Below are 20,705 nucleotides of genomic sequence, written 5' to 3'. Positions count from 1 at the left end.
ACCCGACCGGCGCTCCGACGTGGCGGACGCGGGGACCGACGGGCAGGGGTGCGGGGCGGGGGAATCACGGATCGCGGAGTGCACTCCGCGGCTACCGTGACGGGCATCACCCGTGCCCACGGAAGGCGGCCACACCCCGATGACAGCGAACTCCGGACTCGACACCGCGCTCACCCCGCTGAGCTTCCTCGAGAAGGCCGCGCGCGTCTCACCCGACGCCACCGCGGTCGTCGACGGCCCGCGCCGTCAGACCTACGCCGAGTTCGCCGACCGGGCCACCCGGCTGGCCTCCCTGCTGAAGATGCGTGGCGTGGCGCGCGGTGACCGGGTGGGCGTCCTGGCGCCGAACTCGGCCGAGGCGCTGCTCGCGCAGTTCGGCGTCCCCCTCGCGGGCGGCGCCGTGGTCGCCCTCAACACCCGCCTCGCCCCGGCGGAGATCGCCTACATCGTCGAGCACGCCGGGATCGCCGTCCTCATCGCCGACGCGGAACTCCTCGCGGGACTGGGCGACGAGGTCCCCGACGCGTTGCGTCTCGTCCTGGTCACCCCGGACGCCGACGGCACGCAACCCGACCCGGCCCGGTTCGGCCCGCGTGCCGAGGCCCTCGAGGACGCCCTGGCGTCCGCCTCCCCGCAGCCGGTCTCGTGGACGGTCGCTGACGAGGACTCCGTCATCGCGGTCAACTACACCTCCGGCACCACCGGCCGACCCAAGGGCGTCATGTACACGCACCGGGGCGCCTACCTCAACTCCCTCGGCGAGATCGTCACCCAGGGCCTGGACGCCGACTCGAAGTACCTCTGGACACTGCCCATGTTCCACTGCAACGGGTGGTGCACGACCTGGGCGCTGACCGGTGCGAGGGGGACCCACGTGTGTCTGCGCGCCGTCCGCGGGGACGAGATCTGGAGACTGTTCGACGACGAGGGGGTCAACCGCCTGGCCGGTGCACCCGCCGTGTTGTCCACCATCGCCGACGACCCGGCCGCCCGGCCGATCGACGGGATCCGCATGGTCACCGCCGGGGCGCCGCCCTCGCCGACCATCCTGCGCCGCTTCGAGGACCTCGGCATCGACGTCACCCAGGTGTACGGACTGACCGAGACCTACGGCCCGTTCACGGTGTGCACCCCGCAGCCCGGATGGGCCGACCTCGATCCGGACGAGCGGGCCGGGCTCAAGTCGCGCCAGGGCGTCGCCATGATCCACGCCGACACCGTGCGTGTGGTCGAGCGCACCTCACCGGGGGAGACCCGGCTGGTCGACGTCCCCGCCGACGGCGTGACCATGGGCGAGGTCGTCATGACCGGCAACGGGGTGATGAAGGGGTACTTCGGCGACCCCGAGGCCACGGCCACCGCGTTCGCCGGCGGGTGGTTCCACTCCGGCGACCTGGGCGTCATGCACCCGGACGGATACGTGCAACTGCTGGACCGCGCGAAGGACGTCGTGGTCTCCGGCGGCGAGAACATCTCCACCATCGAGGTCGAGCAGGCGGTCGTGTCCCACCCCGACGTGGTCGACTGCGCGGTCGTGTCCATGCCCGACGAGAAGTGGGGCGAGCGTCCCAAGGCCTACGTCGTGGTCCGGCCGGGCTCCACGCTCGACGAGGCCGCGGTGATCGAGCACTGCCGGACCAGGATCGCGCGATACAAGGTGCCCGGTGCGGTGGAGTTGACCGAGGCCCTGCCCCGGACGTCGACCGGAAAGGTCCGCAAGAACGAACTGCGCGACGCCGCCTGGTCAGGCTGGGACAAGCGCATCAACTGACGAACCCGGAGCCGCCGACCGCCCCGGCCCCGTCACCGCGGCCGCGGCCGCGTTATTGTGTCTGGCAGGACCACAATCCGGTGCGCCCGGTCTAGACGGGGGCGCACCCCGCCCCGACTCGCAGGAGGTCGACGCAGGCCCATGACGAACATCGTCGTACTGATCAAGCAGGTTCCCGACACCTATTCCGAGCGCAAGCTCACGGACGGGGACTACACCCTGGACCGCGAGGCCGCGGACGCGGTCCTGGACGAGATCAACGAGAAGGCCGTCGAGCAGGCGCTCCAGATCAAGGAGGCCCACGGCGGCGAGGTGACCGTCCTGTGCGCCGGTCCGGACCGCGCCACCGAGGCCATCCGCAAGGCCCTGTCCATGGGCGCCGACAAGGCCGTCCACCTCAACGACGAGGCCCTGCACGGTTCCGACGTCGTCCAGACCTCGTGGGCCCTGGCCAACGTGCTGGGCACCATCGAGGGCACCGAGCTGGTCATCACCGGTAACGAGGCCACCGACGGCCGCATGGGTGCCGTCCCGGCCATCCTCGCCGAGTACCTCGGCCTCCCGCAGCTGACGCACATGCGCACCCTGGAGATCGCCGACGGCGTCGCCAAGGGCGAGCGTGAGACCGACGAGGGCATCTTCGAGGTCGAGGCCACCCTGCCGTGCGTCGTCTCCGTCGGCGAGAAGATCAACGAGCCGCGGTTCCCGTCCTTCAAGGGCATCATGGCCGCCAAGAAGAAGCCGGTCGAGTCCCTCACGCTGGCCGACGCCGGCGTCGAGGCCGCCCAGGTGGGCAAGGACAACGCCGCGTCCAGCGTCACCTCCGCGAGCCCCAAGCCGCCGCGCGCCGCCGGCGAGAAGGTCACCGACGAGGGCGAGGGCGGCAACGACGTCGCCAAGTACCTCGTGTCGCAGAAGCTCATCTGACGCGAACTCACCCCGACCGACTCATCCCAGTCTTTTTCAAGGAGAATCCACCATGGCTGAAGTCCTCGTCGCGGTCGAGCACGTCGACGGCGAACTCAAGAAGGTGTCCCTCGAGCTGCTGACCGCCGCTCGTGCCCTCGGAGAGCCCTCCGCGGTCGTCTTCGGTGAGACCGGCACCGCCGCCGCGCTCACCGATGCCCTCAAGGAGGCCGGCGCGGAGAAGATCTACGTCGCCGAGGGTGACGCGGTCCAGAACTACCTCGTCACCCCCAAGGTCGACGTCCTGGCCGGCCTCGCCGAGCAGGGTGCGGCCGCGATCGTCCTGGCCGCCACGTTCGAGGGCAAGGAGGTCGCGGGTCGTCTCGCGGCCCGCACCGGCTCCGGCACCCTGTGTGACGTCGTGGAGATCAAGTCCGACGGTTCGGCCGTCCACTCGATCTTCGGTGGCGCCTTCACCGTCGAGGCGACCGTCTCCGGCGAGACCCCGATCTACACGCTGCGTCCGGGCTCCGTCGAGGCCGCCCCGGCCGCCGGCGCCGGTGAGGTCGTCGAGGTGCAGGTCCCCGAGCCCGAGAACGCCGCCAAGGTCATCTCGCGCAACCCGATCGTCGGTGGCGACCGCCCCGAGCTCACCGAGGCGACCGTCGTCGTCTCCGGTGGCCGCGGCGTCGGCTCCGCGGACAACTTCGAGAAGGTCGTCGAGCCGCTCGCCGACTCGCTCAAGGCCGCCGTCGGCGCGTCGCGCGCCGCCGTGGACTCGGGTTACTACCCGGGCCAGTTCCAGGTCGGTCAGACCGGTAAGACCGTGTCGCCGCAGCTGTACATCGCCCTCGGTATCTCGGGCGCCATCCAGCACCGCGCCGGCATGCAGACGTCGAAGACCATCGTCGCCGTCAACAAGGACGAGGAGGCCCCGATCTTCGAGATCGCGGACTACGGCATCGTCGGCGACCTGTTCAACGTCGCCCCGCAGCTCACCGAGGCCATCAACGCCCGTAAGTGAGCAGGACGCGCACCGCGTCCACCAGCGTCACCCGGACCCCGGCACCCCTGCGGTGCCGGGGTCCGGCGCGTTCGGGCGTATCCTTGCCAGCGATATGCCCACCACCCGCTCCGTGCACTATCTGGACCACGCCGCGACCACCCCGATGCGCGCGGCGGCCGTCGCCGCCTACGCCGAGGCGTCCTCCTCGGTCGGCAACGCGTCCTCGCTCCACGGCTCCGGACGCCGCGCCCGCCGCCGCGTCGAGGAGGCCCGCGAGTCCCTCGCGCACCATCTCGGCTGCCGGCCGTCCGAGGTGCTGTTCACCTCCGGCGGGACGGAGTCCGACAATCTCGCCGTCCTCGGGCAGGTGGGCGCCTCGGCAGGCGACGTGGTGGCCGTGGGGGCGACCGAGCACCACTCCGTCCTCGACGCCGCCGCCCACCTGGCGACCGACCGGGGCGGCCGGAGGGTCGTCCGGGTGTTGCCCGTGGACCCCCGCGGCGCCGTCACCCCGGCAACGGTCCGCGACCTCGCCGACGAGCTCGGCCCGCGACTGGCGCTCGTGGCGGTGATGCTCGGCAACAACGAAATCGGCACCCTCACGGATGTCGCGGCCGCGGCCGGCCCGGCCCGCGCGGTGGGCGCGGCCGTCCACACCGATGCCGTCCAGGCCGTCGGCCACGTCCCGGTCGACTTCTCCGCCCTGGGCGTGACCTCCCTCAGTCTCTCCGCACACAAGTTCGGTGGACCGCTCGGTGTCGGAGCGTTGCTCCTCGACCGTGGTGCCGAGTGCGTACCGATCGGGTACGGGGGTGGCCAGGAGCGGGACCTGCGGTCCGGATCCGTGGACGTGCCCGGGGTCGTCGCCATGGCGGCCGCGCTCGAGGAAGCGGTCCGTGAGATGGAGTCCGAGGCCCTGCGTCTGAGCCGGTTGCGCGATCGGCTCGTCGCCGGGGTGCTCGCCGAGGTCCCCGGTGCGATCGCCAACGGGGGCGGGGAGCGCCTGCCCGGCATCGCCAACCTCACCTTCCCCGGCTGTTCCGGCGAGTCGCTCATCCTGCTGCTCGACGCCGCCGGGATCGAATGCTCCACGGGCTCGGCCTGCACCGCCGGGGTGGCCGAGCCGAGTCACGTCCTGCTGGCCCTGGGTGCCGACGAGGCCGCTGCCCGCAGCAGTCTGCGCCTGAGCCTGGGGTACACCACCACCGAGGACGACGTCGACGCCGCCGTCGCGGCCATCGGGCCCGCGGCCGAACGCGCCCGCGTCGCCGGCCTCGGGCTCGCCCGCACCGGGATGGCCCGCACCGGGATGGCCGCATCATGAGGGTCCTCGCCGCCATGAGCGGGGGAGTGGACTCCGCCGTCGCCGCTGCCCGAGCCGTCGCCGCCGGACACGATGTCGTGGGCGTCCACCTCGCACTCAGTGCGGATCCGGCGACCCTGCGAACGGGATCGCGCGGGTGCTGCTCGCGGGAGGACGCGGGGGACGCCCGCCGGGTCGCCGACCTGCTGGGCATCCCGTTCTACGTGTGGGACTTCGCCGAGCGCTTCCGTGCCGACGTGATCGACGACTTCGTCGAGTCCTACGCCCGGGGTGAGACCCCCAACCCGTGCCTCCGGTGCAACGAACGCATCAAGTTCGAGGCCCTCCTCGACCGGGGCATGGCGCTCGGCTTCGACGCGGTCGCCACCGGCCACTACGCGCGGTTGTCGTCCGAGGAACTGCCCGACGGCACCCGGCGGCCGGTCCTGCGCCGCGCCGTGGACGACGCCAAGGACCAGTCGTACGTCCTCGGAGTGCTCACCCCGGAGCAGCTCGCTCACTCGATGTTCCCCCTCGGGGATTCACTCAAGTCGCAGGTCCGCGCCGAGGCAGAGGCCGGCGGGATGCCCGTCGCCTCCAAGCCCGACAGCCATGACATCTGCTTCATCCCGTCGGGCGACACCCGCGCCTTCCTCGGGGCGCGTATCGGCATGCGCCCCGGCGCTGTCGTCGACGCCGACACCGGCGACGAGCTCGGCCGCCACGAGGGAATCCACGGGTTCACCATCGGCCAGCGCAAGGGCCTCGGGGTCAGCGGCCCCGCGGCGGACGGCCGCCCCCGCTACGTCACCGCGATCGACGCCGACAGTGGCACCGTCACCGTCGGTGGCGCGGACCACCTCCTCTCGTCCGGCATGACCGCGTCCTCGCCTTACTGGCTCGTCGACGACGACATCCGCGAGACCGACTGCCTGGTGCAGATCCGCGCCCACGGCGAGGCGACCCCGGGCCACGTCCGACGCCTCGGCGACGGACCGGATGCCCGGCTCGAGATCACGCTCGACGAGCCGATTCGCGGCGTCGCCCCCGGGCAGGCCGCCGTGTTGTACCGGCCCGAGCCGGGTGGCGACCGCGTTCTGGGAAGCGGCACGATTTCCGCGTCCCGTCCGGCCGCGGGAACCGAGTGACGCCGGTGGGACCGTCCAGCACCGGGCCCGGCCCCATGCCCGGTACCGACCCACGGGAATCGGCGCGGGTGATCATGGGGGAATGCCACGCGCTGCCGTTCCTGCCCGAGCTGCCGGATCGCGGCCCCGGGGCCGACCAGATCGGCCGCACGCTGGCGATGCTCGCCGACCTGCCGGCCGACGCCTCCCCGCGCGGATGGCGACTCGCCGACTCCCCGGGGCGCCTCGCCCGTCGGGCTGCCGACTTCCTCGACCGGGACGCCGACGCCCTCGAGGAGGCCGACGAGCGGGCCCGGGATCCCGAGGGGGACCCCGCCATCGACTCCCGCCGCCTGCAGGTCCGTGTGGTGGGCCCGTGGTCTCTCGCGGCCGGGGTGGAACTGCCCGGCGGATTCCCCGTGCTCAGCGATCGCGGTGCCCGGCGAGACCTGGCCGCCTCACTGGCGGAGGGCGCGGGTGCGCGAGCCGTGCGGCTGGCGGGCCGGGTACGGGCGGGCGCACGGGTCCTGGTGGACGAGCCCCTGCTCTGGCATGTCGCCGCCGGGACGGTCCGCTCGCCGAGCCGTCTCGACCCGATCGCGGTCGTTCCCCCTGATCAACTCGCCCTGTCGCTCTGCCGGTTCGCCGATGCGCTCCGCGACGCCGGGGCCGCAGAGGTCCTGATCCGGCTCCCGGTTACCTCCGACCCTGGGGCACCTCCGGTCTGGGAGGTCGTCAGCGACCCCCCGCGGGGTGAGACGCCTCTCGACGGGGTGTGCCTGGCGACCGCGCCGTTGCACACAGCCCGGTCGCATGCCGCGCTGGATGCCGCCGGGACGGTCCTCGGTAACGGCGGGATCCTCCACCTGGAGGGTCTACCCGGCGGCGGCCCGCCGCCACGCACCGTGGCGGAGGCCGAGGACACCGCAGTGGGACTGCTGGCTCTGCTCGACCGACTGAGCGCGCCCAGGTACTCCACCCTGGACCGCGTCATCCTCACGCCCACCGCCGAGGAGACCTCGACCGGTGAGGACCGTGCCGCGGTCGCCCTCCGGGGCGCCCGTCTGGTGGCCGAGACCACCCTGCGGGTGGCGGAGTAACAGACGACGCGGAGTAACAGACAACGCGGCGCTACAGCACCGCCATCGGCCAGAGGGTGTTGACGTCGGACGAGTCCTTTCCGGACCGCTCCAGGTACGCGACGAAATCCCGCTGGCGCGTCTCGTGCCAGCTCGCCTGGCGCGCATTGACCTCCCGCCAGTCCTGACCGGATAGTTCCGGCTGACAGCCGAGCATCTTCCACGCCAGCCGAGCGGCGGCGAGCGCATCCGCCGCGGCCTCGTGGGCGCTGTCCAGTCGTACCCCGTGTAGACCGCACAGGGCCTCGAGCGTCCGCTTGCCCTTCCGGTAGGGATCCACCGCACGGTCCACGACGTACGGGTCGATCACGGGGCCGAGGATCTCGAACGACGGGTCCCACCGGCGCAGGATCGTCAGGTCGTAACAGGCGTTGAACACCACCAGTGTGCGTCCCTCGCCCCATCCGCGGCGGATGGCCGCCACCGTCTCGGCGATGACCTCGGCGTGGGGACGGCCGTTCTCGCGGGCATGGGCCGTGGTGATGCCGTGGACCGCCGTCGCCCCCTCGGGAATCTCTATCCCGGGATCCGCGAGCCAGTTCCGTTCCTTCTTGTGCCGCCCGTCTATCGCGATGAGGGCGGAGGAGACGACGTGGGCGGTCCGGGGGTCCGGGCCGGTGGTCTCGAGGTCGAACGCGAGCAGTCGGTTCCGGTCGATGGCGAGCGGCTGTGTGTGGGTTGTCATGGGCTCACCGTAGGGCAGCGCTCCGACATCGAGGCCCCGCCCGGCATTACCCTGTCCTCGTGAGCCTTCCCGATGACACCAGTCAGCCCGTCGGTACGGGGGACATCCCGCCCGAGGTGCGGCAGGAGTGGACCGAGCTCGCGGAGACGGTCCGCGATCACCAGTTCCGCTACTACGTCAAGGACGCGCCCATCGTCTCCGACGCCGAGTTCGATCGGCTCTTCGACGAGTTACAGGCGCTCGAGCTGAAGCACCCGGGGCTGCGGAGCGCCGATTCGCCGACCCAACTTGTCGGCGGTGGCTTCTCGACGGATTTCGCCCCGGTCGAGCACCTCGAGCGGATGACCAGCCTGGACAACGTGTTCTCCGAGGAGGAGCTGCGTGACTGGGTCGCCTCCGCCGTCGAGCAGGCGGGCGTGCCGGAGGACCGGCTGCCGTTCCTGTGCGAGGTCAAGATCGACGGCGTGGCCCTGGACCTGGTCTACCGGGACGGGAAGCTGGTCAGCGCCGCCACCCGGGGTGACGGGCGAACGGGGGAGGACGTGACCCTCAACGCGCGGACCATCGACGACATCCCGGTCACGCTCACCCCGTCGGACGACCGCCCGCTGCCCTCGCTCATCGAGGTGCGGGGCGAGGTGTTCTTCCGGCTCGAGGACTTCGCCGAGCTCAACGCCCGTCTCGTGGCCGAGGGCAAGGCACCGTTCGCCAACCCGCGCAACAGTGCGGCCGGGTCACTGCGCCAGAAGAACCCGGCCATCACCGCCCAACGCCGACTCGGCATGTACTGCCACGGTCTCGGCGCGGTCGAGGGCGCGACCTTCGAGAGCCTCCACGACGTCTACCTCGCCCTCGCCGAGTGGGGCCTGCCCGTCTCACCGCACACCGCGCCCGCCACCGGGGTGGAGGAGGTGGTCGAGCGGATGAGGTTCTGGGGTGAGCACCGCAGCGACCCCGAACACGAGATCGACGGGCTCGTGGTGAAGATCGACGACCGCGCGGTCCAACGCCGACTCGGCCAGACCTCCCGGGCGCCGCGGTGGGCGATCGCCTACAAGTACCCACCGGAGGAGGTCATGACGGAACTCCTGGACATCCGGGTCTCCGTCGGGCGCACCGGGCGGGTCACCCCCTTCGCCCACATGCAGCCGGTCACGGTCGCCGGCTCGACGGTCTCGTTGGCCACCCTCCACAACCAGACCGAGGTGATCCGCAAGGGCGTGTTGATCGGCGACACGGTGGTGATCCGCAAGGCCGGTGACGTGATCCCCGAGGTCCTCGGCCCGGTGGTCGAGCGGCGCGACGGCACCGAGCGCGAGTTCGTCTTCCCCGAACGTTGTCCGGAGTGCGATACGGTCCTGGCCCCGGCGAAGGAGGGCGACGCCGACTGGCGCTGCCCCAACCAGCGTTCCTGTCCCGCCCAGCTGCGGGAGCGGCTGTTCTATCTGGCCTCGCGCAACGCCCTGGACATCGAGGCGCTCGGGTACGAGGGCGCCTCGGATCTACTGACCAGCGGGGTGCTCGTCAACGAGGCCGGACTGTTCGACCTCACCGAGTCCGACCTGCTCAGGACAGACCTCTACACCCGCGTCGACAAGGCCACCCGCAAGCAGATCGAGGCGGGGGCCGAACCCGAACGCACCGTGCTCACCGAGAACGGTCGCAAGCTGCTGGCCAACCTCGCCACCGCCCGGGACCGACCGCTCTGGCGGGTACTGGTCGCGCTGTCGATCCGACACGTGGGCCCCACGGCCGCGCGCGCCCTGGCGACCCGGTTCGGGACCATGGAGGCCATCCGCGCCGCGTCCGAGGAGAAACTGGCGGAGACGGACGGGGTCGGGTCGACCATCGCGGCCTCGGTGGTCGAGTGGTTCGACGTCGACTGGCACCGCGAGATCGTCGACCGGTGGACCGCCGCCGGCGTCTCGATGGCCGACGAGCGTGACGAATCGATCCCGCGGACGCTCGAGGGCCTGACGATCGTGGCGACCGGCTCACTCGAGGGTTTCACGCGCGACGGCATCAAGGAGGCGATCATCGCCCGCGGCGGCAAGGCCTCCGGGTCGGTCTCCAAAAAGACCGACTACGTGGTGGTGGGCGACAACCCGGGATCGAAGGCGGCCAAGGCCGAGGAACTGGGCCTGACGATCCTCGACGAGGCGGGCTTCGTCGACCTGATGGACAACGGTCCGGCCGGGGCGGGGGAAGGGGACCTGGACCCGGAGGTGGACACGGAACCGGAGCAGACCGACCCGTGACCCCGGTGACGCCCCTCGCCCAGTTCCCCTGGCCGCTGTTCCTCGGAGCGGGCGTCGGTCTCGCGCTCGCGGTCGGTGTCTCCCTCCGTGGTCTGCGGGGCGAGGGTCCCGGGCGCCTCCTCTCGGTGTCGGCCTCCGCCGTGGCGGGGGCATCGACCGGAGCGTTCGCCGGACTGGTGTGGCTCTGGGTCGGCCCGATGTCGAACCCGGTCTCCTGCCTCTACTCCTGTAACGAAGTCGCGCAGTTCCTGTCGAACGAACAGTTCCGTCAGATCGTCCTCATGACGGACCTGGCATGGGCCCTGCCGGTCACAGCGCTGCTCTTCGCGGCGGTCGCGGTGTGGTCGTGGCGACGCGGACCCCGCCGCTGACCGACATCCGTGCCGGACCGGCGTCGAGGGAGCGGCGGGCCCGCCCGGTCAGCCGGCGTCGAGGGAGCGCAGGATCCCCGTGAGGTACCCCAGCCGAGCGACCTCGGACGGCCTGAACGAGGGACCGCCCGGTCGGCCCACCACGAGAATGTGCCCCGAGTTCAACGGCGCGGCCGCGAGCGAGGTGTCCATGGCCGTCCACTCCGCCGGCACGCCGTCGTCGTCGTCATCCAGTGCGGTCACCCGCTCCAGGCCGCACAGTACGGAGACCTCGCCGCCCTCCCACATCGGTGCGGACTCGCCCCGCGCGATCAGACGGCACCGTGCGTCCGCGGTCACCTCCACGACCAGCGCCCAGCCGACGCGCAGCGCGGCAGGGAGCTCGTCGGCGAGCAGTTGGGAGGCCCCGGCACCCGCCCCGGCGACGGCGTCGATGAGCTCGAGTTCCCGATGGGCGTCGAGGATCCCGCCGAACGGCCGCAGGGAGTCCACCATCACGCCGTCCAGGCGCTCGGCGGCGGTGATGAGGGCGTCCGGGAAGGTGCCGTGCGGGACCTCCACGACGATGTCGTCGACGGCGACCCCGTCGAACCGGTCCACCACGTCGAGGCTGATGATGTCCGCGTCCACGGTCCCCAGCGCCACCGCGAGGGAGCCGAGACTGCCCGGTCGGTCGGGCAACATGACACGGAGCAGATAAGACATGACGCCCATTGTGCCGCACGCATTCGGGCTGACTAGGCTGGGCCGGTACCGACCACGTCACGGAAAGGGGCAGGCACGTGACCTCGATCTCACGCGGGGACGTCGCGCATCTGGCCAGGCTCTCCCGCCTGGAACTGAGCGACTCCGAGCTGGACTCGTTCGCACAGCAGCTCACCGACATCCTCGACCACGTGCAGGCGGTGTCCGAGGTCGCCGCGGAGGACGTGCCCGCGATGAGCCACCCCACCGCGATCACCAACGTCTACCGCGACGACGTGGTCACGCCCGGCCTCACCCCGGAGCAGGCACTCGACCAGGCCCCGGCGGCCGACGAACAGCGCTTCGAGGTTCCGCAGATCCTGGGGGAGGACGCATGACCGAGCTCACCACCGCCACCGCCGCCGAGCTGGCCGGGCGGATCGCCGCGCGGGAGGTGTCCTCGGAGGAGGTCACCCGTGCGCACCTGGACCGTATCGACGAGGTCGACGGCGAGATCAACGCGTTCCTCCACGTGGGCGCGGACGAGGCCCTCCGGGCGGCCCGGGACGTCGACACCCGACTGGCGGCCGGCGAGGAGCTCGGACCGCTGGCGGGCGTCCCCATCGCCCTCAAGGACGTGTTCACCACCACCGACGCACCCACCACCTGTGGCTCACGGATCCTCGAGGGTTACCGTTCGCCATACGACGCCACGGTCACCGCACGACTGCGCGAGGCGGGGATCCCGATCCTCGGCAAGACCAACATGGACGAGTTCGCCATGGGGTCCTCGACCGAGAACTCGGCCTACGGACCGACCCGTAACCCCTGGGACCCGAGCCGCACCCCCGGCGGTTCCGGCGGTGGCTCGGCCGCGGCGCTGGCCTCGCACCAGGCGCCGATCGCCATCGGTACCGACACCGGCGGGTCGATCCGCCAGCCCGCCGCGCTCACCGCGACGGTCGGCGTCAAGCCCACCTACGGGACGGTCTCGCGCTACGGTCTCGTCGCCTGCGCGTCATCGCTCGACCAGGGCGGGCCCTGCGGCCGCACAGTCGAGGACACCGCGCTGCTGCACCAGGTCATCGCGGGGCACGACCCGCGCGACTCGACGAGCCTCGACGTGGCGGTCCCGGACGTCGTCGCCGCCGCCCGTGAGGGCGCGAAGGGTGACCTGACGGGCCTGCGGGTGGGCGTGGTCACGGAGTTCTCCGGCGAGGGCTACCAGCCCGGTGTCGAGGAGTCGTTCCGCGGCGCGGTGGACACCCTCCGCGACCTGGGTGCCGAGATCGTCGAGGTCTCGTGCCCCAACTTCCGCTACGCGCTGCCCGCCTACTACCTCATCCTCCCGTCCGAGGTCTCCAGCAACCTGGCACGCTTCGACGCCATGCGCTACGGCCTGCGGACCGGTGACGGGTCGGCCGACCAGGTCATGGCCGCCAGCCGCGAGGCGGGCTTCGGCCCCGAGGTCAAGCGCCGCATCATGCTCGGCACCTACGCGCTGTCGGCCGGCTACTACGACGCGTTCTACGGTCAGGCCCAGAAGGTACGCACGCTGATCGCGCGCGACTTCGACGCGGCCTACGAGAAGGTCGACGTGCTGATCTCGCCGACCACGCCGACGACCGCGTTCCCGCTCGGGGACAAGGTCGAGGACCCGGTCGCGATGTACCAGTTCGACCTGTGCACCCTGCCGCTGAACCTGGCCGGTCACTGCGGGATGTCCGTGCCGTCCGGTCTGGTGGAGGGCCTGCCCGCCGGTCTGCAGATCATGGCACCGGCACTCGCCGACGACCGTCTCTACCGGGTCGGGGCCGCCTACGAGGCCGCGAGAGGCGCGATAGCGTGACGACCGTCCCCGAGAGGGACGCATGGAAGGCGCTCGCGGCACTCGTCATCGGGTTCTTCATGATCCTGGTGGACCAGACGATCGTGGCGGTGGCCACCGACGCGTTCGTCACCCAGCTCGGCGCCACGACCAACCAGGTCATCTGGGTGACCAGCGCGTATCTGCTCGCCTACGTGGTGCCGTTGCTGTTCACCGGTCGGCTGGGGGACCAGATCGGGCCGCGACGGGTGTCGATCGCGGGCCTGGTGCTGTTCACCGGCGCCTCCCTGTGGTGCGGGTTGGCGCCCGACATCGAGACCCTCATCGTGGCGCGGGTGTTCCAGGGCTTCGGCGCGGCACTGCTCACCCCGCAGTCGCTCAGTGTCATCACGCGCGTGTTCGCACCCGCGCGACGCGGCGCGGCCATGGGTGCGTGGGGTGCGGTCGCGGGTATCGCCTCCGTGGTGGGCCCGGTCTTCGGCGGGGTGCTCATCGACGCGTTCGACTGGCGGTGGATCTTCTTCGTCAACATCCCGTTCGGTGTCCTCGCGGTGGTGTTGGTATGGCTCTGGGTCCCTGTGCTGGAGACGAGGTCGCGCTCGTATGACGTAGCCGGGATCGTCCTGTCCGCCGTGGGAATGTTCCTGCTGGTGTTCGGGATCCAGCAGGGCGAGGAACACGGATGGGGCGGGACCACCGCCGGGTTCATCGCGGCGGGCGTGGTGGGTCTCGCCGTGTTCATGTGGTGGCAGTCCCGCGTCCGCACCGAACCGCTCGTGCCTCTACGACTGTTCCGGGACCGCAACTTCTCGATCGGCACGTTCGGCGTCTCGACGATCGGCTTCGTCACCGCCGGCACGATGGTGCCGCTGATGTTCTACCTCCAGGGGGTCAAGGAACTCAGCCCGACCCGCGCGGGGATGATGTTGCTGCCCATGGCCCTGATCGCGGGTGTTCTGGCGCCGTTGGTCGGACGCTGGGCGGATCGTCTCGATCCGCGGATCTTCACGGGCATCGGCTACTTCTCGTATGCGGTCTCCCTGTTCTGGCTCGCGCTGGTGATGGACGCCCAGACCTCGATCCCCGTCCTGCTCGGTCCGATCGCCCTCATGGGGGTGGCCAACGGGTGTGTGTGGGCGCCGACGTCGTCGACCGCGATGCGACGCCTCGAGTTGGCGTCGGCGGGCGCGGGATCCGGTGTCTACAACACCACCCGCCAGGTCGGGGCGGTGCTGGGGTCCGCCGCGATCGGCGCGGTGGTACAGGCCCGGTTCGTGGCCCACGGTGACATCGGCCAGGCGGTGGCCGACGCGATGTTCCTCCCCGCTGTTGTCGTCCTGCTGGGAGGTCTGGCCACCATGGCGTTCCGTACCGGTGAACAGTCGGTGAGCCCGGGGCGGTGACCGCCGCGATGCGGGGCGGGCGGACCTAGACTGCGGGGTAACCGAGAGGAGCTCGACGTGCGTATAGGTGTACTGACCGCCGGCGGCGACTGTCCGGGACTCAACGCGGTCATCCGCGCTTTGGTCCGCACCGCCAACTCGGAGTACGACTCCCCGGTCCTGGGCTTCCAGGACGGGTGGTCCGGGCTGGTGAACGACCGTGCCGTGCCGCTGTTCGACGACGAGGGCATCGATCGCATCCTGCTCCGCGGTGGCACGATCCTCGGAACCGGCCGACTGAACCCCGACATCCTCACTGCGAGCCTGCCGGTCATCCGCCAGACCCTCGAGCGGCACGCGATCGACGCGCTCGTCGCGATCGGCGGAGACGGCACGCTCAAGGCGGCCCGCTGGCTGACCGAGAACGGCATCCCCGTGGTGGGGGTGCCCAAGACCATCGACAACGACGTCGGCGGCACCGATTACACCTTCGGCTTCGACACCGCCGTCTCGATCGCCTCCGATGCCATCGACCGGCTGCACACGACGGCGGAGTCGCACGAGCGGGTCATGCTCGTCGAGGTGATGGGCAGGCACGCCGGGTGGATCGCACTGCACGCGGGCCTGGCGTCCGGTGCACACATGATCGTGATCCCCGAGGTCCCGTTCGACATCGACTACGTGTGCAAGGTGATGAAGCGCCGGTTCCAGATGGGGGAGGCGTACGGGATCTGCGTGGTCGCCGAGGGGGCCACGCCGGTCGAGGGTTCCGGCATGACGTTGCGCGAGGGAGGCAACGACCAGTTCGGCCACGAGGTGTTCACCGGGGTGGCCGACCAGATGGCCGCGGCGATCAAGGAGCGGATGAACCGCGACGTCCGGACGACCGTGCTCGGCCACATCCAGCGCGGCGGTACGCCGACCGCGTACGACCGCGTGCTCGCGACCCGTTTCGGGGTGCACGCGGCGCACGCCGCGCACCGGGGGGATTTCGGTCAGATCGTCGCGCTCCGCGGGGAGTCGATCGAGATGGTGCCGGTAGAGGACGCGGTCGCCGTGCTCAAGACCGTCCCGGAGGACCGCTACCGCGAGGCCGCATGCCTCTTCGGCTAGATTGTTCCGCATGGAGTTCACCGAGGTCGTGTCACGTTTCGATCCCGTCATGGGCATGGAGGTGCACGTAGAGCTGCACACCAACACCAAGATGTTCTGCGGGTGTCCCACCGCGTTCGGGGCGGATCCCAACACCCAGGTGTGTCCGGTGTGCATCGGTCTGCCGGGCGCGTTGCCGGTGGCCAACCGCCAGGCGGTGGAGTGGGCCATCAAGATCGGTCTGGCGCTGAACTGCTCGATCGCGCCGTACAGCAGGTTCGCGCGGAAGAACTACTTCTACCCGGACCAGCCGAAGAACTACCAGATCTCGCAGTACGACGAGCCGATCGCCCATGACGGCTTCCTCGACGTGCAGCTCGAGGACGGCAGCACGTGGCGCGTCGAGGTGGAGCGCGCGCACATGGAGGAGGACACCGGCAAGTCCACCCACGTCGGATCCGCCACCGGCCGCATCCACGGCGCCACCCATTCGCTGCTCGACTTCAACCGGGCGGGTGTACCGCTCATCGAGATCGTCTCCAAGCCGATCGTCGGTGCAGGGGAGCGGGCGCCCGAGATCGCGCGCGCCTACGTCACGACGCTGCGTGATCTGCTCCGGAGCCTCGACGTGTCCGACGTCCGGATGGACCAGGGCTCGATGCGCTGCGATGCGAACGTCTCGTTGATGCCGAAGGGCGCCACCGAGTTCGGTACCCGCACCGAGACCAAGAACGTCAACTCCCTCCGCAGCGTCGAGATCGCGGTGCGCCACGAGATGTGCCGCCAGGCGGACGTGCTCACCGCGGGTGACGAGGTCGTGCTCGAGACGCGGCACTTCCACGAGTCGGACGGCACCACCACCTCGGGCCGGCCGAAGGAATCGGCGGAGGACTACCGCTACTTCCCGGAGCCGGATCTCGCGCCCGTCGAGCCGACCGAGGAGCTCATTGAGGAGATCCGCGCGACACTGCCGGAGCTGCCGTGGGTGCGCCGCGCACGGGTCCAGGCGGACTGGGGCGTCTCGGACGAGGAGATGCGCGACCTCGTCAACGCCGGGGCCCTCGACCTGATCCTCGCCACGGTGGACGCGGGCGCACCGGCCGCCGAGGCCCGCTCGTGGTGGGTGTCGTACCTGACCCAGCAGTCCAACAAGCGTGGCGTCGCGCTCACCGAACTCGAGATCTCGCCGGTGCAGCTGGCGCGCGTGATCGAGTTGGTCGCCGAGGGCAAGCTCACCAACAAGCTCGGCCGCCAGGTCGTCGACGCCGTCCTCGACGGCGAGGGCGAGCCGGACCAGATCGTCGCCGACAAGGGCCTCGAGGTGGTGCGAGACGACTCGGCGCTGCAGAAGGCCGTCGACGACGCCCTGGCCGCGCAGCCCGACATCGCGGAGAAGATCCGTTCGGGCAAGGTCCAGGCCGCCGGAGCGATCGTCGGTGCCGTCATGAAGGCGACCCGCGGTCAGGCCGACCCGGCGCGCGTGAAAGAGCTGGTCATCGCGGCGTGCAACTGAAACTCGCACGGTAGCTGAATCGGCACGGTAGCGAAATCGGCACGGTACCTGAATCGGCACGGCCATCCACGCCGACCGACCAAGGCTATGCGGACTGATCGCCCTCGGTCGCGTCATCAGGGCGGAGTCGCCGTTCGGTGCCGGTGGCGTTCGGCCGGGTGGTGCCTGGCGGGTTGGTGAGGTGGCCGTCGTCGGCGGTGAGGCGGTCGAGGTGTTCTTGCCATTGGCGTTCGAGGATGTGGTTGCGTGCCTGGGCCAGGGGGCCGGTGGGGTTGGTGTGGTGTTCGTGGCCGGTTTCGGTGATGATGGTCAGCTCGCCGAGGGGGCCGGGGCGGTAGGCGCAGTGGCCGAAGGTCTTCTCGCGGTGGTGTTTGCGGCAGAGGCACATCAGGTTCCACTCGGCGGTGGGGCCGCCCAGTTCGGGGCGCCGGTGGTCGAACGCGATGACGTGGTCGATTTCACAGTCGTGGGCGTCGACGGTGCATCCGGGGTGGCGGCAGGTTCCGTCGCGTAGTCGGATCCGTTCGGCCAGGGCCGGGGTGATGAAGTATTTGAGGAGTGCTTCGGGGGCGTCGAGGGTGCCGGGGGCGGGGTCGATGAGTTCGAACCGGACGGTGGCGTCGCCACCGGAGAGGATCTCCTCGCACAGCCAGTCGAAGCTGGCGTAGGCGCCGTTGACGAACTGGACCTGGTTGGGCAGTCCTTCGGCGATGGTGTTGATGACCGAGATGCGGACGGGCTTGTCGGTGCCCCATGAGGCGCCCAGCGGGGGCAGGTGGCCGCGGTCGCCGTCGACGGTGTTCGCGGTGTCCTCGGGGTGGTGTGCGGGGTCGGCGATGTCGGTGGTGTTGGGGTCGCCCAGGGCGATGAGGGCGTCGGCGCGGAGTTGGTTGCGGCTGCGGGGATGGCACAGGTCTGCGGCGGCACGGGCGGCGGCCTCGATGCGGCGGCGCAGCTTCTCGGCGTCGCCGGAGGGCAGGTTGGCCCACATGGAGGTCATGCCGTTGCGTCCGGGGCGGAACCGCACGGTCCGTTCTTCGGCGGCGGCGTCTGCGGCGTCCTGGGCGGCTTGTGGGGCGTGGCGTGCGACCGCGTTGTCCACGGAGGTGTCCAGTGCGGAGCGGCTGGGCCGGTGGCCGCCGGCAAGGGCCCGGGTGAGGCGGCCGATGACATCGGACTCGACGGCGCCGACGACCTCATCGGGCACGCCGGCCAGGCGGCAGGCGGCGTCGATGGCGAGTTGCTCGGGCAGCAGGCCGCGTTCGAGGGCGCCCCGCAGTAGCGGGAGCCGGGTGTGGGCCTGGATGGCGGCGGTGACCAGGTGGCCGGCGTGCCAGCAGGTCAGTGACATGGCCGCGGCCAGGTGGTCGCGGGCCCGGCCGGCCGGATCCAGGCGGGCGTGGGCGGGGCGGGTGTCGTCTTGCGTGTCGCCGTGGGTGGCCTCGTCCAGGCGGCGGAAGCTCTCCACCAGCAGGTACGCGGCGTGCAGCCGCCTCGCCGCGGCGAGGTTCTGCGCCAGCGTCACCGACCGGGCCACCTCGCTGAGCGCTGACGCGTCCAACGACTCCAACGGCTCATCCACCGCGCGCAGCGCCCCGAAGTCGGAAAGGCTCATCGTCGTCACCAAGGCCCTCACCCCCATGCGCCAGGCATTTCGAATCGAATGTGTGTACTACCCTACCCGGGGTGTCGTATTGGCACAAGCGTTCGACGAGCTAGGTCCGGGCGTCGCCGCCACCACCGGACTGGGGGAGGATCACGGCCCGGTCATCGGTGGGCACCGGTGATGCACCATCCTTGTTGGTGGTGCCCGCCAGCAGGACGCCCTCGCCGACGACGGACAACCCGGTCAGCCGCCCGTACCGGCCCTCGGCCAGCGCCTCGGGCTGACCACGAGCCGCGCCGCCGGCGGTCTGGAGGGTGTCGACCCGCTCGGCGTCCGGGAGGGCGATGGCGAGCGTGCCCTCGGATGCGGCGCACCCACCGGCGGAACGCTGGTCCGGCCACGTCCACACCGTGCGATCCGGTGTCCGGATCGCCGCACCGCGGTCGGTGACCGTGGAGAGGAAGAGATCCTCGCCGAGAGGACACAACGCCTGGATGCGCCCGAGGTCGCGTCCGATCACCTCGGGGTCCTCCGCGCGGCCGATCCCGGTGAACGTGGGGAACCGGACGACCTCGGAGCCGGCGCCGACGGTCAGGATGTCGTCGACGAACGCGAGGCCACCGCTGTCCGCGGGTGCGAGCTCCGCGACCGTGCGGGGGGCGTCGCCGCGCGCCAGTCGTTCGACCCGGGTGGGTCCGTCGCCGACGACGAGGAGATACACCAACCGGTCCTGGGCGAAATCCGGGGACGGCGCGACCGCGGCCACCCGACCGGACCGGGGATCCACTCTGCCGAACTGCTCGGGGTCCGCATCGGCGGAGACGATCTTCACCCCGCCCGTGGACTCGGCGACCAGCGCTCGCTCACCGAGCCCGGCCACCGCGACGGCCGGCTCGAGGCAGGTCGCGATGACGGCGGGGTCGGGATCGACGCAGGGGCCCGTCTCGGCCGGGGGCTCCGGCTCCCCGGGGCGCGACGTCGGGGGAGGGGTCGGTGCGCCGGGAGGGCTCGGCGGAGCGGCACCCATCCCCGGCCCGGCCGCGGGCGTGAACGGGTCCTCGAGGCGGTCGTCGAACCTCGCGCAACCGGACACGGCGACGGCCAGTGCCAGCAGCAGCGGGAGCGATCTCATGCCGACCAGACTACGGCGCGCCGTGTCCTTCAGCGTCCGCGCACCGGCATCGGCCTACAGTCGATCCGTGACTTCCTCAAAGCGCGGAGACGACGACGCCCGTACCGAGATCATCCACGACGTCGATTACCCGCTCGACGTCCCCAACGCCCAGGGCGCGGGCGCCGGTTCGCGGGGCGGCTCGGGGGACGGCGCGACCACCGCGTTCCCCGCGGCCGGGCGCACCGACTACTCGCAGTTCGCCGAGTCCGGGGGGTACGACGTGTCCTCGCCCCTGCCCTTCGGTGACCAGCCCACCACCATCGCGCCCGCGTCGCGGGACACGATCGGCCGCCGGGGAACGGCCGACTTCGGGCTGTTCGTCCTGAGACTGGCCGTGGGCGTCCTCCTCGCGATGCGGGGACTGCAGAAGCTCGTCGGACTGTTCGGCGGGCCCGGGATCGACGGGTTCACGCAGACTCTCACCGACTCCGGATTCGACCAGGCCCGCATCCTGGCGATCGCCGGCGGCGCCGTCGAACTGGTGGCGGGCGTCATGCTCGTGGTGGGACTCGCCACCCCGGTGGCGGCGGGCGGTCTGCTGGGGCTCATCGGACTGGGGATAGCGATCCGACTGACCGGGACCGACCCCATCCCCGTGCTGAGTGACACCACCCGCGGACTCGAGGTGTCGATCCTCTACGCCGCGGCACTGGTGACCCTCCTCTTCTCCGGACCGGGACGATGGTCCGCCGACCGCAAGTGGGCATGGTCCCACCGTCCCCGCTTCAGCGGCGTCGTGTGGGTGATCGTCGTGGCGGTCATCGCCGGTCTGGTGTGGTACTTCCTCAACGGCACCAATCCGCTGACCTCCTCAGCCGACAGCGCCCCGGTCACCGCGGGCTGAGAGCCCGGGAGCCGGG

The 20,705-nt window shown here is 71.1% G+C and carries 18 protein-coding genes; 14 read left to right on the top strand and 4 right to left on the bottom strand.

The genetic code is table 11. The annotated features are described in order from the left end of the window. Positions 1-139: 139 nt before the first annotated feature. The 6 genes from NR111_RS01760 (at position 140) to NR111_RS01735 (ending at position 7,213) form a co-directional block, all read left to right on the top strand. Entirely contained in the window at positions 140-1,771 is a 1,632-nt protein-coding gene (locus NR111_RS01760; RefSeq protein ID WP_256819664.1) for an AMP-binding protein, read from the top strand. 141 nt (positions 1,772-1,912) lie between these two features. After that, positions 1,913-2,698, top strand: coding sequence for an electron transfer flavoprotein subunit beta/FixA family protein (locus NR111_RS01755; protein WP_256819662.1), 786 nt, complete (start codon positions 1,913-1,915; stop codon positions 2,696-2,698). A gap of 52 nt (positions 2,699-2,750) precedes the next feature. Beyond that, positions 2,751-3,701 carry an electron transfer flavoprotein subunit alpha/FixB family protein gene (locus tag NR111_RS01750; protein ID WP_096905270.1) on the top strand — a complete coding sequence of 317 codons (951 nt, stop codon included), beginning with the start codon at positions 2,751-2,753 and terminating at the stop codon, positions 3,699-3,701. Between the two features lie 94 nt (positions 3,702-3,795). Further along, on the top strand, positions 3,796-5,007 hold the full coding sequence (locus tag NR111_RS01745) for a cysteine desulfurase family protein (RefSeq protein WP_256819659.1): 1,212 nt from the start codon (positions 3,796-3,798) through the stop codon (positions 5,005-5,007). Then, positions 5,004-6,134 carry a tRNA 2-thiouridine(34) synthase MnmA gene (mnmA, locus tag NR111_RS01740; protein ID WP_256819657.1) on the top strand — a complete coding sequence of 377 codons (1,131 nt, stop codon included), beginning with the start codon at positions 5,004-5,006 and terminating at the stop codon, positions 6,132-6,134. Before NR111_RS01745 ends, mnmA begins: the two co-directional genes overlap by 4 nt. A gap of 35 nt (positions 6,135-6,169) precedes the next feature. Then, the gene (locus NR111_RS01735; protein WP_256819656.1) at positions 6,170-7,213 is read left to right on the top strand and encodes a cobalamin-independent methionine synthase; all 1,044 of its coding nucleotides are present in this window, start codon (positions 6,170-6,172) and stop codon (positions 7,211-7,213) included. A 31-nt stretch (positions 7,214-7,244) separates the two neighbouring features. On the opposite strand, the gene NR111_RS01730 is transcribed toward NR111_RS01735, so the two are convergent. Further along, complete coding sequence (locus tag NR111_RS01730; protein WP_256819654.1) at positions 7,245-7,937, bottom strand: exonuclease domain-containing protein; 693 nt, start codon at positions 7,935-7,937, stop codon at positions 7,245-7,247. 59 nt (positions 7,938-7,996) lie between these two features. Here NR111_RS01730 and ligA point away from each other — a divergent pair, with 59 nt between their 5' ends. Together ligA and NR111_RS01720 are read left to right on the top strand one after the other, a co-directional pair. Continuing rightward, positions 7,997-10,195 (top strand): NAD-dependent DNA ligase LigA, encoded by a 2,199-nt coding sequence (gene ligA / locus NR111_RS01725; protein WP_256819652.1) that lies wholly within the window; start codon positions 7,997-7,999, stop codon positions 10,193-10,195. Next, positions 10,192-10,566, top strand: a complete 375-nt coding sequence (locus NR111_RS01720) for a hypothetical protein (protein WP_256819649.1) — start codon at positions 10,192-10,194, stop codon at positions 10,564-10,566. The genes ligA and NR111_RS01720 overlap by 4 nt, the downstream gene beginning before the upstream one ends. A 48-nt stretch (positions 10,567-10,614) precedes the next feature. Here NR111_RS01720 and NR111_RS01715 read toward each other — a convergent pair whose 3' ends face one another. After that, positions 10,615-11,271 carry an amino acid-binding protein gene (locus tag NR111_RS01715; protein ID WP_096907214.1) on the bottom strand — a complete coding sequence of 219 codons (657 nt, stop codon included), beginning with the start codon at positions 11,269-11,271 and terminating at the stop codon, positions 10,615-10,617. A 77-nt stretch (positions 11,272-11,348) separates the two neighbouring features. Here NR111_RS01715 and gatC point away from each other — a divergent pair, with 77 nt between their 5' ends. The 5 genes from gatC to gatB are packed head-to-tail and all read left to right on the top strand — an operon-like array spanning position 11,349 to position 17,065. After that, the gene (gene gatC / locus NR111_RS01710; protein WP_067718272.1) at positions 11,349-11,648 is read left to right on the top strand and encodes an Asp-tRNA(Asn)/Glu-tRNA(Gln) amidotransferase subunit GatC; all 300 of its coding nucleotides are present in this window, start codon (positions 11,349-11,351) and stop codon (positions 11,646-11,648) included. Beyond that, positions 11,645-13,099 carry an Asp-tRNA(Asn)/Glu-tRNA(Gln) amidotransferase subunit GatA gene (gene gatA / locus NR111_RS01705; protein WP_256819644.1) on the top strand — a complete coding sequence of 485 codons (1,455 nt, stop codon included), beginning with the start codon at positions 11,645-11,647 and terminating at the stop codon, positions 13,097-13,099. The genes gatC and gatA overlap by 4 nt, the downstream gene beginning before the upstream one ends. Then, positions 13,096-14,481: a DHA2 family efflux MFS transporter permease subunit gene (locus NR111_RS01700; RefSeq protein ID WP_256819643.1), complete on the top strand. Its 1,386-nt coding sequence runs from the start codon at positions 13,096-13,098 to the stop codon at positions 14,479-14,481. Before gatA ends, NR111_RS01700 begins: the two co-directional genes overlap by 4 nt. 57 nt (positions 14,482-14,538) lie before the next feature. Further along, the gene (locus NR111_RS01695) at positions 14,539-15,573 is read left to right on the top strand and encodes an ATP-dependent 6-phosphofructokinase (protein ID WP_182636289.1); all 1,035 of its coding nucleotides are present in this window, start codon (positions 14,539-14,541) and stop codon (positions 15,571-15,573) included. A gap of 10 nt (positions 15,574-15,583) precedes the next feature. Beyond that, a complete protein-coding gene (gene gatB / locus NR111_RS01690; protein WP_256819637.1) occupies positions 15,584-17,065 on the top strand; it encodes an Asp-tRNA(Asn)/Glu-tRNA(Gln) amidotransferase subunit GatB in 1,482 nt (493 codons plus the stop codon). Between the two features lie 85 nt (positions 17,066-17,150). Here the strand turns inward: gatB and NR111_RS01685 are convergent, their stop codons facing one another. Both NR111_RS01685 and NR111_RS01680 read right to left on the bottom strand, forming a co-directional pair. After that, on the bottom strand, positions 17,151-18,680 hold the full coding sequence (locus tag NR111_RS01685) for an HNH endonuclease signature motif containing protein (protein ID WP_256819635.1): 1,530 nt from the start codon (positions 18,678-18,680) through the stop codon (positions 17,151-17,153). A gap of 100 nt (positions 18,681-18,780) precedes the next feature. Then, positions 18,781-19,803: an oxidoreductase gene (locus NR111_RS01680; RefSeq protein ID WP_067718261.1), complete on the bottom strand. Its 1,023-nt coding sequence runs from the start codon at positions 19,801-19,803 to the stop codon at positions 18,781-18,783. 67 nt (positions 19,804-19,870) lie between these two features. Here NR111_RS01680 and NR111_RS01675 point away from each other — a divergent pair, with 67 nt between their 5' ends. Next, a complete protein-coding gene (locus NR111_RS01675) occupies positions 19,871-20,689 on the top strand; it encodes a DoxX family protein (RefSeq protein WP_256819632.1) in 819 nt (272 codons plus the stop codon). The last annotated feature ends 16 nt before the right edge of the window (positions 20,690-20,705 follow it).

Source organism: Dietzia sp. Die43 (genome assembly GCF_024519835.1).
GTDB classification, from domain to species: domain Bacteria; phylum Actinomycetota; class Actinomycetes; order Mycobacteriales; family Mycobacteriaceae; genus Dietzia; species Dietzia kunjamensis.
The sequence above is the reverse complement of the archived record's forward strand: the minus strand, read 5'-3'. Positions and strand labels throughout refer to the sequence as shown.